The following is a 16,121-nucleotide window of genomic DNA, read 5'->3' on the forward strand; positions in this document are numbered from 1 at the left end:
CGGATCACGCGGCGAGCAGCGCGTGTTCGAGCAGGGGGCGCAGCAGGGTTTCGGGCGGCGCCTGCGGGTCGATCAGCTGTGCGGCGGCGAGCGCCAGGTCGAGCGATGACTCATGCCGCAGCGCGTCCACGAACGCGGCCTGCGCAGGTGCGATGGCGCGCATCGCGACCTGGCTGCCTTCGCGCCACAGCAAGACGGATTGCGGCACGGCGGGGTCGATGGCGTCGTGTTCCGGCGCCTGCGCGCAACGCCACAGGTCGAGCACCGCCCAGGCGCAGGACAGCGCGCGCACGCACGGCCGCAGCCGCGGCGGGTGGTCCGCGTCGGCCAGCGCAGCGACCAGGGCTGCGGCATCGGCGGGCGTGGCATCGGCGGCCAGCGCGACTTCCTGGCGCAGCCATTCCAGCCGCGCCACGTCACCCAGCCAGGGCCACGGCGCGGTTTCCGGCTGCGCGGCCACGAACGCGGCGAAGTCGGCGCCGTAATCCTGCAGGTTGCCGCTGCGGTTGCCGCGGAAAGCGGCGTGGCGGGTGGCGAGGCCGTCGAAGCAGTCCTCGCCGAGCAGGTGTTGCAGCGCGGGGAAACTGGTGGCCAGCGCGTCGACGTGGATCGCGAGGTTGGCGTTCCGATAGATGCGCAGGCGGGCGGCGGGCGCGATGCCGCGCGTGGCGATCCACGGTTCCAGCGAGGGCGCCACGCCGTCCACGATGGCGCCGGCGAACGCGTGCTGCAGCTCACGCAGCGAGGGCGGCGACGACATCGAGATGCTCCGTGGCGAGCCGCGCCTCGTCTTCCAGCACGGCGAAATCGGGCAAGTGCTGGTCCCATTCGATCAGGGTGGGTTTCGCGCCGAGGCGGGCCAGCGTGTAGCCGTACAGCGCCCACACGGCGGCATCGACGCGCTGGTCGTGCGAGTCGATCAGCAGTTCGCCGCCCAGCCCCTGCTTGCGGGTGAAGCCGGCCAGGTGCAGTTCGCCCACCGCGGCGGCGGGGATGCCGTCGATGAAGCGTTGCGCGTCGAAGCCGTGGTTGACGCTGTTGACGTAGACGTTGTTGACGTCCAGCAGCAGGCCGCAGCCGCTGCGCGCGGCGAGTGCGGCAAGGAACTCCCACTCGCTCAGCGTCGAGTGGCTGAAATGGATGTAGCTGGAGACGTTCTCCACCAGCACGCGGCGGCCCAGCGTTTCCTGCAACTGGCCCACGCGCGCCACCATCAGCTCCAGCGCTTCCTCGGTGTACGGCAGCGGCAGCAGGTCGTTGTAGTGGCGCCCGCCGATGGCGCCCCAGCACACGTGCTCGGATACCAGCGCGGGTTCGGCGCGTTGCACCAGCGCGCGCAGCGCGGCGAGGTGGGCGGGATCGAGCGGCTCGGCCGAACCCAGCGACAGGCCCACGCCGTGCAGGCTCACCGGGTAGTCGCGGCGCAGCGCGTCTAACGCGTCCCACAGCGCGCCGCCGGCGCAGAACAGATTCTCGCTGTGCAGCTCGAAGAACGGCACGGCGGGCCGGTGGTGCAGCACGTGCGCGACGTGCGCCGGCCGCAGCCCGATCCCGACACTCGTCGGGATCGGCTGCGCACGCACGGGGCGTGACGGGGGCACGGCTGTCAGCTCTTCTTCATCATGGCGTCGTGCGACATGGCGTCGTGGGCCTGCAGCGAACCGCCATCGAGCTTGGCGCACAGGCCGGCGGGTACCGCCACGAAGGCCTGCGGATCGCGCGCCTTGCTGTCCTGGCCCGCGCAGGAATGGCCCGGGGACTGGCAGTCGTTCTTCATCGCGGCGTTGACGCCGTAGCACTTCTGCGTGGCGCTGGCGGCCATCTTGTCGGCGGCGTGGGCGGTCGTGGCGGCGCCGAGCGCGCCGGCGGCGAGCAGGCTGAGCAAGGCGGAGCTGAGGATGGTCTGGGCTTGCATGGGTCTCTCCCGTGGATGCCGGACAATTCCGGCTGCGGTAGATGACCCGGTGGACGCGGATTTCATTACACCCGGTTTTCGTATCCGGTGCCGACGGTCCGTGCCGGCAGGCATTAAACTGCGCGTTCGCCGCCGTCCGCGGTGCCCGTTTCCGCTGAAAGGCCAGCCCCATGCCGCAACTTTCCGTCGTCGTCCCCGTGTTCAACGAGCGCGACAACATCCCGCCGCTGCTGGCCGAAATCGCGGCTGCCTTGCGTGGCACGGCCGACTACGAAGTGATCTACGTCGACGACGATTCGTCCGACGACAGTCGCGCCGTGCTCGAAGCGCAGAAGGCGCAGCATCCCGAGTTGCGCGTGCTGCATCACGTCACCCGCAGCGGCCAGAGCACGGCGGTGTGGAACGGCGTGCGCGCGGCGCGCGGCAGCTGGATCGCCACGCTGGACGGCGACGGCCAGAACGATCCGGCCGACATCCCGAAGCTGCTCGCCGCGCGCGACGCGGCGGCGGCCGAGGTGAAGCTGTTCGCCGGCTGGCGCACCACCCGCCGCGACAGTTTCAACAAGCGCATCTCCTCGAAGGTCGCCAACGCGGTGCGCTCGCGCATGCTGCGCGACGCCACGCCGGACACCGGCTGCGGCCTGAAGCTGTTCGAGCGCGAGGTGTTCCTGCGCCTGCCCTACTTCGACCACATGCACCGCTACCTGCCGGCGCTGGTCAAGCGCGCCGGCTTCCGGAGCACCAGCGTGCCGGTGGGCCATCGCCCGCGCACCGCCGGCGTGTCCAAGTACGGCATGCTGGACCGGCTGTGGGTCGGCCTGGCCGACCTGCGTGGCGTGGCGTGGCTGATGCGCCGGGGCAAGGTGACCGAAGTCGAGGAACTCTGACCTCGATCACGCGGTGTCGCCGCGGCGGTCGTATGCTTGTCCTGTTTCATTGCAGGAGAACGCCATGGCCCTCGCGATCAAGCGTGCGTACGAAGCGCCCGCCAGGGAGGATGGTTATCGCGTGCTGGTGGAGCGGCTGTGGCCGCGCGGCATGAAGAAGGAAGATGTGCCGCTGGACCAGTGGGCCAAGGAACTGGCGCCGACCACGGCGCTGCGCAAATGGTTCGGCCACGATCCGGCGCGCTGGGACGGCTTCCGCCACCGCTACGCCAGCGAACTCGACGAGCTGGCCGAATACTGGCAACCGCTGGCCGAGCGCTCCGCGCGGCACCCGGTCACCCTGATCTACAGCGCCCGCGACGAGGAGCACAACGGTGCCCTCGTGCTGCGCGACTACCTGCAGCACTGGCTGCACACGCACGGGCCGCGCTGACCGCCTTGAGCATGGCCCCGCCCTTGCGCAGCGGGGAAGTCGAAGTGCCGTGCGGCCCGCTCAAGTCGCGCGCAGCGGCGTGCCCGTGCGCGGCCACTCGGCCAGCGCCTTGCGCGTCTGCAGGCGACCGCGCTCGATCAGTTCGCGGGCGCGGTAGAACTCGTAGACGCTGGCGATGTTGCGCGGCAGGGTGATCAGCAGGTCCGGCTCGTACGCGGCCAGGCGCAGCCGCGCCAGGTTGGCCTGCATCAGGTCCATCGCCTGGTTCAGCGTGTCGAAGGTACCGGGCTCGCGCGGCGGTTCCTCGCTGCGCGGCATCAGCCGGCTGATGAACTCGCCGATGCGGTGGCGATAGCTAGGGTCCTGTCCGGTGGCGCTCTCCTCCACCGGCGCGACGGCCGCCTCGACCGGGCCGTCCACGCTGACGGCGAACAGATAATCCGCCTCCACCCCGATCAGCGGCGTGACCGGCACCGGGTTGAGCAGGGCGCCGTCGACCATGCGGTGGCCGTTGAGGTGGTGCGGGCGGAACACGGTCGGCACGGCGATCGAGGCGCGGATGGCCTCGAACAGGTTGCCGCGGCCCAGCCATACCTCGCGGCCGCGGTCGAGGTCGGTGGCCACCGCGGTGAACGCCAGCGGCAGCTCCTCGATCAGGGTGTCGCCGATCAGCCCGCGCAGCGTGCCGATGATCTTCTCGCCCTTGATCAGGCCGCCGCCGGAAAAGGACCAGTCGACCAGTCGCAGCACGTCGAAACGGGCCAGCGCGCTCACCCAGTCGCGGTAGACGTCGAGCTTGCCCATCGCGTGGATGCCGCCGATCAGCGCGCCCATCGAGCTGCCGGCGATCGCCACGATGCGAAAACCCTGCGCCTCGATTTCCTCGATCACGCCGATGTGCGCCAGCCCCTTGGCGCCGCCGGCGCCGAGCGCCAGCGCCACGGTGGGCTGGCGCTCGCCGGCTGGTTCTTGTGGCTCGCCTGGCGCGTCGGGTTCGTGGGTATTCATGCCGACATTCAATCACGAATCGTCGATGCCGCCGCGGCCAGCCGGCAGCGACGGCGGGCGAACAGCTGCGCGGGTTAGTATGACCGGGGCCGTGGCGGCAAGCCGACGGCGACACTCCACGGAAACCTGCATGGCCCCATCCCGACCCACCGCGACGCCCCGCCCCGCCCGCCTGCCCGCGCCGAGGCGCGCTGCATGAACTGGCAGGCATGGGCCACGGTCGCGGTGATCGTGCTGGCGATGGCGCTGTTCGCCAGCGAGAAGCTGCGCATCGACCTGATCGCGCTGCTGGTGCTGGCGACGCTGGTGATCCTGGGCATCGTCACGCCGGTGGAGGCGCTCAGCGGCTTCAGCAACGAGGCGACGGTGACGGTGGCGGCGATGTTCGCGCTCAGCCTGGGCATCGAGCGCTCCGGCGCGCTCGATCCGCTGAGCCGCTGGCTGATGCGGATCAAGCGGCCGTGGGTGCTGACCCTGGCGCTGATGCTGGCGATCGCGCCGCTGGGCGCCTTCGTCAAGAACATTGCGCTGGTGGCCACCTTCCTGCCGCTGGCGCTGCGCGTGTGCCAGCGCACACACACCTCGCCCGGCCGCGTGCTGATGCCGATGGCCTACGCCGCGCAGATGGGCGGCGTGTGCACGCTGATCGGCACCTCCTCCAACCTGCTCGCCGACACGCTGGCGCAGAAGCACGGGATGGAGGCGTTCGGCGTGTTCGAGTTCACCCGCATGGGCGTGATCCTGGCGGTGGTCGGCATTGTCTACCTGATGCTGGTCGGCCGCTGGCTGCTGCCGCGCGAGATCGACACCCAGCTGCCGGTGCAGGAGGAGATCGGCAAGTACGTCACCGAGCTGGAGGTGACCGAGCAGTCCGCGCTGGTCGGCGGCAGCATCGCCGATGCGAAGCTGGGCGAGCGTTACGGCGTCTACCCGCTGGAGCTGCTGCGCGGCGAGCGGCGCATGTGGTCGCCGCGCAGCCAGGAGATCGCCGTCGGCGACGTGCTGCTGGTGCGCGGCGACTGGGGGAAGATCGAGGATTTCCAGCGCCGCGCCGGCCTGCGCAACGCGCCGGACCGCCGCTACGCCACCGGCGATGCCCGCTCGCGGGTGATGGTGGAGCTGATGATCGCGCCGGCCAGCCCGATGGAAGGCCGCCAGCTGGAGGAAACCGGCCTGCACTGGCGCTACGACGCGGTGGCGCTGGCGATCCACCGGCGCGGCCAGCTGCTGCGCGACAAGCTCAGCGACGTCAGCCTGGCGGTGGGCGACGTGCTGCTGGTGCTGGTCGACGACGAGGCGTTGTCCAACCTGCGCAACGACGAGGCCTTCATCGTGCTGAGCGAGCGCGAGGAAGCCCACCGCACCCCGCGCAAGGCGTTGTATGCCGCCGCGATCATGGTCGGCGTGGTGGTGGCCTCCGGCCTGCACTGGCTGCCGATCCCGATCGCGGCGATCTGCGGCGCGGTGGCGATGGCGCTCACCGGCTGCTTCGGCCGCAAGGACGTCTACGAGGGCGTGGACTGGAAGATCATCATCCTGCTCGGCGCGATCCTGCCGCTGGGCATCGCGATCGAGCGCAGCGGCCTGTCGGAAACGCTGGTGCAGATGGGGCTGGGCGTGGTCGGCGACCACGGCCCGCTGGCCGGCCTGCTGATGGTCTACCTGCTGACCGCCCTGCTCACCGAACTGATGGGCCACAACCCCTCGGTGGTGCTGATGGTGGGCATCGCCGTGTCGGTGGCCCACGCCATGCACGTGGACCCGCGCCCGTTCGTCGTCGCGGTCGCCTTCGCCGCCGCCACCTCGTTCGCCACCCCGGTCGGCTACCCCACCAACACCATGGTCTACTACGCCGGCGGCTACCGCTTCACCGACTTCATGAAGGTCGGCATCCCGCTGATCGCCATCTTCTGCGCGCTGTCGATGTGGTTGATCCCGAAGTTTTGGCCGTTCTAGAGCTGGGAATAGGGAATAGGGAATGGGGAATGGGGAATAGGAAGAGCAACGGCGTTCCGCGACCCCCTGCTTTCCCTATTCCCCATTCCCTATTCCCGGCAGTCAGGCATAGCCTGACAGCGCCAGCCGCAGCAGGATCTTCATCTCCTCGCGCAGCGGCAGCGGGGCGACCACTTCCGCGTCGGGGCCGTACTTGAGCACGTCCATCAACAACTCTTTCGAGTTGGAGTAGGGCAGCTTCAGCTCGTAGCGGCCGTCGCTCAGCCATTCGCCCTGCTGCTGCGAATGCCAGTGCTCGTCGGAAACCCAGCGCGCGGCGTGGGCGGAGAAGCGGATCGTGGCCCAGGCCTTGGGCTTGCCGGCGAAAATGCCGTAGCTGGAGGCGAGCAGTTCGTTGAGCTCGCTGTCGGTGACGTCGCGGGCGGGCGCGTCCTGCGCCTGCGCCTCGGCGATGCGGTCCACCGCGAAACTGCGCAGCGCCTCGCGGTCGTGGTCCCACACGTCGAGGTACCAGTTGTCGCGGTAGTGGGTCAGCCGCTGCGGGGAGACCAGCCGGCGGCTGTCGGCATTGGTGGTGCGTGCGCGGTAGCGGAAGCGCAGCTGGCGCCGTTCGAGCACCGCGCCGGCGACCACGCGGAACACTTGCTGGTCGAGCTTGCGCTCGCCCCACGGAATCACCCGGATGCGCTCGATCGGCAGCGCCTTGCCGCTTCCCTGGTGCGACAGCAGGCCCTCGATGCGCGCCTTGAACGGCGCCAGCGTGCCGGCGAGCACGCCGGGGCCGGAGCGGCTGATCAGTTCGTTGAGCGCCAGCAGCGAGGCCAGCTCGTCGGAGGTCAGCCACAGGCCGGGCAGCTCGAACTTCTCGCCTTCGCCGGCTTCGTAGCGGAATGCCGCCTGGTCGGTGCCGGCGCTCTCGATCGGCGCGCCCAGCGCATCGCGCAGGAACGCCACGTCGCGATACAGCGTGGCGCGCGAGCATTCCAGTTCGCCCATCAGGCGCGACAACGGCACCGGATAGTGCGCCGATTTCAGCAGGCGATGCAGCGTCAATATCCGTTCGTAGCGATCCATTCGGCACGTCTCGGGCGGGGCACGTCCTAGCATGGTGGCGGCCGTGGATGGCTGCAAGTCGCACGGCGGGCCGGCGCATTCACTGCGAGTTCAAGACGGCTGGCTAAGGTACGCTGTTACCAAACTTTAACAAACGGATATTCGGCAATGAACAAGACCCTGATCGGCGGCCTGCTGCTGGCCGGTTTCGCCAGCTTCGCCGCCCACGCCCAGGACACGGAAAATCGCGGCGGCTGGAGCGGTTCGGGCGAATTCGGTTTCGCCTCGTCCACCGGCAACTCGCGCTCGGAGAACATCAACGCCAAACTGGGCCTGAGCCAGGAAAACGACCAGTGGAAGAACAACTTCTTCGTTGACGCGCTGCGCTCCAAGAGCGAGCAGAAGATCGTCGACACCAATGGCAACACGATCGAGCAGTTCAACACCACCGCCAACCGTTACGATGCCGGCGCCTCGGTCGGCCTCAAGCTCGACACGCGCAGCTACATCGTCGGCGCGGCCCGCTACGAGCACGACGACTTCGGCGCCAACCTGTGGCAGGGCACGGTCTCGCTGGGCTACGGCTATATCGCGCTGAAGGACGAGCGCAACGAGCTGTCGTTCGAAATCGGCCCCGGCTACAAGCGCTACCGTCCCGCCGACACCCAGGTGCTGGTCGGCAACGTGCTGGTCGCCCAGCGCCAGCCCACCGAAGGCGAAGTGGTGGCCCGCGGCCTGGTCAACTACAAGTTCAAGCTGAGCGCCAACACCGCCTTCGAGGACACGTTCCTCACCGAAGCGGGCTCCAAGAACACCTACATCCAGAACGACGCCGGCCTGGCCGTCAGCATGACCAAGAAGCTGGCCCTGAAAGTGGGCTTCCAGGTCCGCTACAACAGCGACGTGCAGCCGGGCGTGAAGCAGACCGACACGCTGACCACGACGAATCTCGTGTACAGCTTCTGAGCGCCGGATGGGGAGTGGCACGGCGGGCACCGCCCGCCGCTCCCCCGCATGGGCGGTGGCGGGCACTGCCCGCCGTGGGTCGCTGCCGCATGGACTGCAGGAGCGTGACAGCGTCGGCTCACGTCCCCAGCAGTTTGCCCGCCCCTTGCGCGAGCAACGCCTGCGCCACCTGTCGACCGAGTGCCTCGGCCTTATCCGCCGGCGCGCTGCCTTCGGCGTGCAGCAGCTGGCCGCTGGCCGCGTCGCCGACGAGGCCGCGCAGGTGCAAGCCGTGGTCGCTGCGCATGCACCAGGCGCCGACCGGCACCGTGCAGCTGCCGCCCAGGGCGCGGTTCATCGCGCGCTCGGTGCTCACCGTGAGCCGCGTGTCGGCGTCGTCGAGCGCGGCGAGCAGGGCCAGCACCGCCGGATGCTCGTCGCGCGCCTCGATCGCGATGGCGGCCTGGCCCGGGGCGGGCAGCCAGTCCGGCGCGGCCAGTCGCGAGACGATGCGCGAGGCCAGGCCGAGGCGTTCCAGCCCGGCGCAGGCCAGCACGATCGCGTCGTACTGGCCGGCGTCGAGCTTGCCCAGCCGGGTGCCGACGTTGCCGCGCAGGTCGCTCAGCTGCAGATCCGGCCGCAGCGCGCGCAGTTGCGCCTGCCGGCGCAGCGACGAGGTGCCCACCCGCGCGCCCTGCGGCAGCGCGGCGAGGTCGGCGTAGTGGTTGCTGACGAAAGCGTCGGCGGCGTCGGCGCGGGGCAGGATGGCCGGCAGGGTGAAGCCGCTCTCGAGATCGGCCGGCACGTCCTTCAGCGAATGCACCGCCAGCTCGGCGCGGCCCTCCAGCATGGCCACTTCCAGCTCCTTGAGGAACAGCCCCTTGCCGCCGATGGTGGCCAGCGGCTGGTCGAGGATCTCGTCGCCGCGGGTGGACAGCGGCACCAGTTCCACGACCAGGCCGGGGTGCGCCGCGCGCAGCAACGCGGCGACGTGCTCGGCCTGCCACAGCGCCAGCGCGCTCTTGCGGGTGGCGATGCGCAAGGTGGAAAGGCTCATGGGAACTCCGCAAGAATCGGCAAGGTCTCAATTGTCGCGTAGTCGGCCACCACGGTGCAGCGTGGCGAATCGGCGCGGTGGCTGTCGCGACGGGCGCGGGCCGGCTACGATGACGTAAATTCCTGCGGAGTTCATCATGCAAAGCGGCAACCCGGCACTCAACAAGAACACCTTCCTCGACGCCGCCAGCGGTGCGGTGGTGGCGCATGGCGACGAGGTGATGACCCTCAACGGCACGGTCAACAAGACCGGCCTGCTGCTGATCCTGGCCATCGTCGGCGCGGCCTTCAGCTGGGGCCAGTTCAACGGCGCGGAGAGCCTGCCGACGATGGGCCCGCTGATGATCGGCGGCGCCATCGGCGGCCTGATCCTGGCCTTGGTCACCGTGTTCAAGAAAACCTGGGCGCCGGTCACCGCGCCGTTGTACGCGCTGGTGGAGGGCGTCTTCATCGGCGCGTTGTCGGCGATCTTCGAGATGCGCTACCCGGGCATCGTGATGCAGGCGGTGGGGCTGACCTTCGGCGTGATGGCGGCGATGCTGCTGGCCTATCGCAGCGGGCTGATCCGCGCCACCGAGAAGTTCAAGCTCGGCATCGTCGCGGCCACCGGCGGCATCATGCTGCTGTACCTGGCCAACTTCGTGATGGGCTTCTTCGGCCATTCGATGGGCTTCATCAACGGCTCCAGCGGCCTGGGCATCGCCTTCAGCGGCGTGGTGGTGGTGATCGCCGCGCTCAACCTGATCCTCGACTTCGACATGATCGAGCAGGGCGTGCATGCCCGCGCACCGAAATACATGGAGTGGTACGGCGCCTTCGCCCTGGTGGTGACCCTGGTGTGGCTGTACCTGGAACTGCTGCGCTTGCTGTCGAAGCTGCAGTCGCGCAACTGAGACAGCGGCGGGAGTGAAGAAAGTCGGCGGGCGATGTCCGCCGGCTTTTTTTGGGGCCGGGAAAGCGGCGGGCAGTGCCCGCCCTACACCGACGTATCGTCGCGTAGGGCGGGCACTGCCCGCCGGCTCTTGCTTTCCGGGCGGGGCTCTCTTCGTCTAGGCCACCAGCTCAGCGTCATCCCCCGGCTGTTCCGCGTGATGGTCCGCCGCCAGCAGCATGTAGAACGCGGGCACCACGAACAGGGTGAACACGGTGCCGATGGCCAGACCGGTGGAGATCACCAGGCCCATGTTGAAGCGGCCCGCGGCGCCGGCGCCGGCGGCGATAACCAGCGGCATCACGCCGAGCACCATCGCCGCGGTGGTCATCAGGATCGGCCGCAGGCGCACCGCCGCGGCGTGCTCGATCGCCTCGCGCTTGGACATGCCGGCGCGCTGCGAGTCGTTGGCGAACTGCACGATCAGGATGCCGTGCTTGCTGATCAGGCCCATCAGGGTGACCAGGCCCACCTCGGTGTAGATGTTGAGGCTGGTGAACAGGTTGACGAAGATCAGCGCCCCGAACAGCGCCAGCGGCACCGAGACCAGGATCACCACCGGGTCGCGCAAGCTGTTGAACTGCGCCGCCAGCGCCAGGAACACGATGATGACGGCGAACAGCAAGGTGCCGCCGAAGCCGCCGGATTCCTGCATGAACTGGCGCGACTGGCCGGCATAGTCCACGTTGTAGCCGCTCGGCGCCACCTCGTGCACCAGGTCGCGCAGGTAGGTCAGCGCATCGCCCTGCGACATGCCCGACACGCCCGAGATGGTGGCCGAGTTCAGCTGCTGGAAGCGGTTCAGCGACTGCGGCACCACCTCGTGGGTGACCTTGGCCACGGTGCCGGCCTGGATCACCGAGCCGTCCGGCACGCGCAGGTAGTAGTCCAGCACCTGCTCCGGATTCAGCCGGTCGGCCTGCAACACCTGCGGGATCACCCGGTACGAACGCCCGGCGATGGAGAAGTAGTTGACGTAGCCGCCGCCCAGCGCCGAGCCCAGCGCGGCGCCGACGTCGGCCTGGGTCAGGCCCAGCGTGGCGATCAGGTTGCGGTCCAGGTTCACCGTGGCCTGCGGCTTGTCGATCTTCAGGTCGGAGTCGATGAAATAGAACTTGCCGCTGGCCTGCGCCTTGGCCAGCACCGCGCTGGCCACTTCGTCGAGATTGTCGAACGGCTCGGTGGTGGTGATCACCACCTGGATCGGCAGGCCCTGCGCGCCGGGCAGCGGCGGAAACTGGAACGCCGCCACACGGCCGCCGGCGATGCCGTTCCATTTTTCCTGCAACACCTGCTGCAGTTCGTGCGCGCTGCGCTCGCGCTGGTCCCACGGCTTGAACACCACGCCGCCGATGCCCTGGTTCACCGTCGGCACGCCGGTCAGCTGGAACATCTGCTCGTACTCGGGCAATTCCTTGGCCAGCTCGAACATCTGGGTGGCGTAAACGTTCATCTGCTCGGCGGTGGCGTTCGGTGCGCCGACGATCTGGCCCACCACCACGCCCTGGTCCTCCTCCGGCGCCAGTTCCGATTGCGCAGTGACGCCCAGCGCCACCGTGGCCAGCAGCAGCAGGCCGGCCATCACGATCACCACCACCCAGGTCGACAGCACGTTGTGCAGCACGCGCTGGTAGCCGTGGTGCACGCGGTCGAACTGGCGGTCGATGAACTGCACGAAGCGACCGCCTTCCTGCCCGCTCGTGAAGAAGCGCGAGGTCAGCATCGGCGACAGCGTCAGCGCCACGATCGCCGACACGGTCACCGCGCCGGCGAGGGTGAACGCGAACTCGCTGAACAGCGCGCCGGTGAGGCCCTTCTGAAAGCCGATCGGCACGTACACCGCGATCAGCACCACGGTCATCGCCAGGATCGGCCCGCCCAGCTCGCGTGCGGCCAGCAGTGCGGCCTGCAGCGGGGTCTTGCCTTCCTCCTTCATGTGGCGGTCGACGTTCTCCACCACGATGATCGCGTCGTCCACCACCAGGCCGATCGCCAGCACCAGCGCCAGCAGGGTCAGCAGGTTGATCGAATAGCCCAGCACCAGCATCACGAAGAACGCGCCGATCAGCGCCAGCGGCATCGCGATCACCGGGATGATCACCGCGCGCAGGCTGCCCAGGAACAGGAAGATCACCAGGGTGACGATCAGCAGCGCCTCGACCAGGGTCTTGATGACCTCGTTGATCGAGCTGTTCACGAAGTCGGTGCCGTCGTAGACGATCTTGCCGGTCAGCCCGCTCGGCAACTGGTGCTGGATCTCGGGGAACGCATCGCGCACGCGCTGGGCCACGTCCAGCACGTTGGCGTCCGGCGCGACCTTGATGCCGATGAACACCGAACGCTTGCCGTTGAAGGCCACGTTGAAGTCGTAGTTCTCCGAGCCCAGCGACACCGTGGCCACATCCTGCAGCCGCACGATCGCGCCGCCGGACTGGCGGACCACCAGCTGCTTGAATTCATCCACCGTGTGCAGGCTGCTGTCGGTGGTCAGGTCCACCGTCACCGCCTGGCCCTTGCTGGAGCCGACCGCGGCGAGATAGTTGTTGGCCGCCAGCGCGGCGTTGACGTCGCTGGCGGTGACGCCGACCGCGGCCATCCTGGCCGGGTCCAGCCACGCGCGCAGCGCGAACTGGCGCGCGCCGAGCAGCTCGGCGGTCTGCACGCCGTCGAGCGCGTCCAGCTTCGGCTTGACCACGCGCGCGAGGTAGTCGGTGATGTTGTTGGTCGGCAGCACGTCGCTGTAGAAGCCGATGTACATCGCGTCGACCGTCTCGCCGGTCTGCACGTTCAGCACCGGCTGCTGCGCCTGCGGCGGCAGCTGGTTCTTCACCGAATTGACCTGGGTGGTGATCTCGGTCAGCGCGCGGTTGGCGTCGTAGTTGAGGCGCAACGTGGCGGTGATGGTGGACACGCCCGATACGCTGCTGGAGGACAGGTAGTCGATGCCCTGCGCCTGCGAGATCGCCTGCTCCAGCGGCTGCGTGATGAAGCCGGCCATGGTCGCCGCGTCGGCGCCGTAGTAGGCGGTGGTGACGGTGACCGTGGCGTTCTGCGTCTCCGGATACTGGCGCACGCTGAGGCTGCTGACCGCGCGGATGCCCAGCACCAGGATCAGCAGGCTGACGACGATCGCCAGCACCGGCTTGTTGATGAACGAGTCGGTGAATTTCATCGTGGCGGCTCAGTGTTCCTGCGGCGTGGGGTGCGCGCTGTCGGCCGGTTGCACCCGGTTGTCGACCTTGATCGGCGCGTCGTTCTTCAGCTTCACCTGGCCGCTGGTCACCACCTCGGTGCCGGCGGTGATGCCCTTGAGGATCGCCACCTGGTCGCCGCGCGTCTCGCCCACGGTCACGAAGGTCTGCTGCACCGTGGCCGGCAACGGGTGGCCCTGCGCGTCCTTGCCCTTGGACGGGTGCACCACGTAGACGGTGTCGCCGTAGGGGTTGTAGACGATCGCCGCCTGCGGCAGGGTCAGCCGGTTCTGGCGCCCGCCGAGATCGACCGTGAGCTTGGCGAACATGCCCGGGCTCAGCGCCTTGTCGGGGTTCGGCACGCTGGCCTCGACCCGCACGTTGCGGGTGCCGGGGTCGACCTTGGGGCTGATCGCGGTGAGCTTGCCGTCGAACTGGCGCCCTTCATAGGCATCCAGGTTCAGGTGCAGCGACTGGCCGACCTGCAACCGGCCCAGCTCGCTCTGCGGCACGTTGAAGTCGACCAGCAGCGGGTCCAGCTGCTGCAGCGTCACCAGCGTGGTGCCGGCGCTCACGTAGTCACCCGGGCTGGTCGTGATGATGCCGGCGCGGCCGGCGAACGGCGCGCGCAGCTGCTTCTTCGCCACGATCGCCTGCTGCTGCGCCACCGCGGCCTGGTTGGCCTTGAGCTCGGCCGCGGCGCGATCGTAATCGGCCTGGCTGATGGCCTGCGCCGCGAGCTGCTGGCGCGCGCGCTCGAAGGTCAGCTGCGACAGCTTCGCCGTCGCCTGCAGCTGCTCCAGCTTCGCCGTCTCGTCGCCGTCGCGCAGCTGCAGCAACAGCTGGCCCTGCTTGACGTCCTGGCCGGATTTCAGCGGCACCGCGGTGACCAGGCCGGAGGCATCCATCGCCAGCTCCGCGCCCTGCGCCGCGCGCAGCGTGCCGACCGCGTTCAGCGCGGGCTGCCACGGCTGCTCGCGGACGGTGGTGGTGCTGACCGTGGCCGGCGCCGGTTGCGGCATCGAGTGGATCATGCGCATCACCAGCAGCACCTTGATGCCGACGATCAACGCGATCAGCAGCAGCACGCCGCCGATCATCCAGAGCATGCGTTTGGTGGTGCCGGGTTTGTTGTCAACGCGCGTGGGCATGCGCGGGCTCCTGTGGGTGGGCATTGATTGATGCGATCCTCCCTGATCGCCAAAGATCAAAGAGCGGACATCCTGTCCGCACTCGTAGATAACGCTATGGCTTCTGGATGGCTGCCTCGGTGCTGGCGTCACCGCGCCAGCTGCCGCCGAGCGCGGCATACAGCGCAGCGGTATCGGCCAGCCGCGCGGTGCGTGCCTGGATCAGCGCTATGCGCGCGCGCTGGTGGTCACGCTGCGCCTGCAGCAGGTCGAGATAGCCGCTGGCGCCGACCCGGTACTGCCGCTGGGCCAGCGCCAGCCGCTGCGCGGCGGCGTCCTCGGCGGCGAGCTGGGCGGCCAGGCCGTCGGCGTCGTATTGCAGCGCCTGCAGCGCATCGGCCACGTTCTGGAACGCCACCAGCACGGTCTGCTGCCAGTCGGCCAGCGCCTTGTCCAGGCCGGCTTCGGCGGCGCGCTTGCGGTGGCGCAGTTCGCCGCCGTGGAACAGCGGCTGGGTCAGTCCCAGCCCCAGCGACCAGGCGCGGCTGCCGGCGGAGAACAGCTCGCCGACATGCGCCGTCTGCGAACCGGCGCTGCCGGAGAGAGTGATCTGCGGCAGCATCGCCGCGGTGGCCACGCCGACCCGCGCCGTGGCCGCATGCAGTTGCGCCGAGGCGGCGCGGATGTCCGGCCGCTGCGCCACCAGCCGCGACGGCAGGCTGACCGGGATGTCGCGCGGCAGCGCGATCGCATCCAGCGGCAGCGGCGACAACTCCAGTTGCGCCGGCGTGCTGCCCAGATAGGTGGCCAGCTGGTTGCGGGTGGCGGCAAGGCGTGCGCGCAATGGCGGCAAGGTGGCCTCGGTGGCGGCCAGCTCGCTGCGTGCGGCCAGCGTGGCGGCCAGCGAGGTCGCGCCGATCTGCTGCTGGCGCTCGGCAATGCGCACGCTGTCGCGCTGGCTGTCGGCGATCGCCTCGGTGGCGCGCACCTGCTCGCGCAGCGACGCTTCCTGCAGCGAAGCGGTGACCACGTTGGCGGCGAGCGTCAGCCAGGTGGCATCGGCCTGCGCCTGCTGCACGTCGGCCAGCGCCGCCTGCGCCTCGATGCCGCGGCGGGTGCCGCCGAACAGGTCGATGCCGTAGCTGACGCTGACGCCGGCGTTGTACACGGTTAGCGGCGCGAAGGCGAAAGTGTCGCCGAACGCGGCGCCGGATTGCTTCTGGCGGGTGACGCCGGCGTTCGCATCCACCGCCGGAAAGCGCACCGCGCCGGCGGCGCGGGCGTTCTCCTGCGCCTGGCGCAAGGCGGCCTGGGCCGCGGCCAGCGACGGGCTGTGGCGCAGGGCGGTGTCCACCCGGCGGTCGAGCTCGGCATTGCCGAACGTGGTCCACCAGTGCTCGGGCACTGCCGCGTCGACGACGAAACGCTGTGCTGCGCCGGCCACGCTGGCGGTGCCGGCGGGCAGCAGCTGCGCGGTATAGCGGTCCACCCGCGGCGCGTCCGGGCGGTGGTAGTCCGGGCCCACCGCGCAGCCGGCGAGGATCAGTCCCAGCAGCGCTGGCAACGCGCGCAGGCGCAGGGTCGGCGAGAAGCGGAGCAGGTCGCGGGGCACGGAG

14 protein-coding genes are annotated in these 16,121 nt (G+C 69.4%); 5 read left to right on the forward strand and 9 right to left on the reverse strand.

From position 1 onward, the window contains the following. Nucleotides 1-4 precede the first annotated feature (4 nt). The 3 genes from ACVCMI_RS01875 to bufA1 are packed head-to-tail and all read right to left on the reverse strand — an operon-like array spanning nt 5 to nt 1,915. Nucleotides 5-760, reverse strand: coding sequence for an HvfC/BufC family peptide modification chaperone (locus ACVCMI_RS01875; protein WP_447097663.1), 756 nt, complete (start codon nt 758-760; stop codon nt 5-7). Beyond that, nucleotides 735-1,601 carry an MNIO family bufferin maturase gene (bufB, locus tag ACVCMI_RS01880; RefSeq protein WP_447097662.1) on the reverse strand — a complete coding sequence of 289 codons (867 nt, stop codon included), beginning with the start codon at nt 1,599-1,601 and terminating at the stop codon, nt 735-737. The genes ACVCMI_RS01875 and bufB overlap by 26 nt, the downstream gene beginning before the upstream one ends. Before the next feature lie 5 nt (nt 1,602-1,606). Beyond that, on the reverse strand, nt 1,607-1,915 hold the full coding sequence (bufA1, locus tag ACVCMI_RS01885; RefSeq protein WP_447097661.1) for a BufA1 family periplasmic bufferin-type metallophore: 309 nt from the start codon (nt 1,913-1,915) through the stop codon (nt 1,607-1,609). 170 nt (nt 1,916-2,085) lie between these two features. Between bufA1 and ACVCMI_RS01890 the strand changes: the two genes are divergently transcribed. Both ACVCMI_RS01890 and ACVCMI_RS01895 read left to right on the forward strand, forming a co-directional pair. After that, the gene (locus tag ACVCMI_RS01890; protein WP_395120812.1) at nt 2,086-2,802 is read left to right on the forward strand and encodes a glycosyltransferase; all 717 of its coding nucleotides are present in this window, start codon (nt 2,086-2,088) and stop codon (nt 2,800-2,802) included. Nucleotides 2,803-2,866: 64 nt separating this feature from the next. After that, complete coding sequence (locus tag ACVCMI_RS01895) at nt 2,867-3,235, forward strand: DUF488 domain-containing protein (RefSeq protein ID WP_447097660.1); 369 nt, start codon at nt 2,867-2,869, stop codon at nt 3,233-3,235. A gap of 60 nt (nt 3,236-3,295) precedes the next feature. Here ACVCMI_RS01895 and ACVCMI_RS01900 read toward each other — a convergent pair whose 3' ends face one another. Then, a complete protein-coding gene (locus tag ACVCMI_RS01900; RefSeq protein ID WP_447097659.1) occupies nt 3,296-4,243 on the reverse strand; it encodes a patatin-like phospholipase family protein in 948 nt (315 codons plus the stop codon). A gap of 195 nt (nt 4,244-4,438) precedes the next feature. On the opposite strand from ACVCMI_RS01900, the gene ACVCMI_RS01905 reads away from it, so the two are divergent. Beyond that, complete coding sequence (locus ACVCMI_RS01905) at nt 4,439-6,199, forward strand: SLC13 family permease (RefSeq protein WP_447097658.1); 1,761 nt, start codon at nt 4,439-4,441, stop codon at nt 6,197-6,199. A 102-nt stretch (nt 6,200-6,301) separates the two neighbouring features. Here ACVCMI_RS01905 and ACVCMI_RS01910 read toward each other — a convergent pair whose 3' ends face one another. After that, the gene (locus ACVCMI_RS01910; protein WP_447097657.1) at nt 6,302-7,273 is read right to left on the reverse strand and encodes a helix-turn-helix transcriptional regulator; all 972 of its coding nucleotides are present in this window, start codon (nt 7,271-7,273) and stop codon (nt 6,302-6,304) included. 147 nt (nt 7,274-7,420) lie between these two features. Between ACVCMI_RS01910 and ACVCMI_RS01915 the strand changes: the two genes are divergently transcribed. Beyond that, nucleotides 7,421-8,218, forward strand: coding sequence for a DUF481 domain-containing protein (locus ACVCMI_RS01915; RefSeq protein WP_395120817.1), 798 nt, complete (start codon nt 7,421-7,423; stop codon nt 8,216-8,218). Nucleotides 8,219-8,336: 118 nt separating this feature from the next. Here ACVCMI_RS01915 and hemC read toward each other — a convergent pair whose 3' ends face one another. Then, entirely contained in the window at nt 8,337-9,254 is a 918-nt protein-coding gene (gene hemC, locus ACVCMI_RS01920; protein ID WP_447097656.1) for a hydroxymethylbilane synthase, read from the reverse strand. Between the two features lie 136 nt (nt 9,255-9,390). On the opposite strand from hemC, the gene ACVCMI_RS01925 reads away from it, so the two are divergent. Then, nucleotides 9,391-10,146, forward strand: a complete 756-nt coding sequence (locus ACVCMI_RS01925) for a Bax inhibitor-1/YccA family protein (RefSeq protein WP_447097655.1) — start codon at nt 9,391-9,393, stop codon at nt 10,144-10,146. A gap of 156 nt (nt 10,147-10,302) precedes the next feature. On the opposite strand, the gene ACVCMI_RS01930 is transcribed toward ACVCMI_RS01925, so the two are convergent. From ACVCMI_RS01930 to ACVCMI_RS01940, 3 genes are all read right to left on the reverse strand, one after another. Then, complete coding sequence (locus tag ACVCMI_RS01930) at nt 10,303-13,356, reverse strand: efflux RND transporter permease subunit (RefSeq protein WP_447097654.1); 3,054 nt, start codon at nt 13,354-13,356, stop codon at nt 10,303-10,305. A gap of 9 nt (nt 13,357-13,365) precedes the next feature. Beyond that, the gene (locus tag ACVCMI_RS01935; RefSeq protein ID WP_447097653.1) at nt 13,366-14,526 is read right to left on the reverse strand and encodes an efflux RND transporter periplasmic adaptor subunit; all 1,161 of its coding nucleotides are present in this window, start codon (nt 14,524-14,526) and stop codon (nt 13,366-13,368) included. A gap of 94 nt (nt 14,527-14,620) precedes the next feature. Next, a complete protein-coding gene (locus ACVCMI_RS01940) occupies nt 14,621-16,117 on the reverse strand; it encodes an efflux transporter outer membrane subunit (protein WP_447097652.1) in 1,497 nt (498 codons plus the stop codon). Nucleotides 16,118-16,121: the final 4 nt, after the last annotated feature.

The sequence above is a fragment of the Rhodanobacter sp. UC4448_H15 genome, from assembly GCF_052978265.1.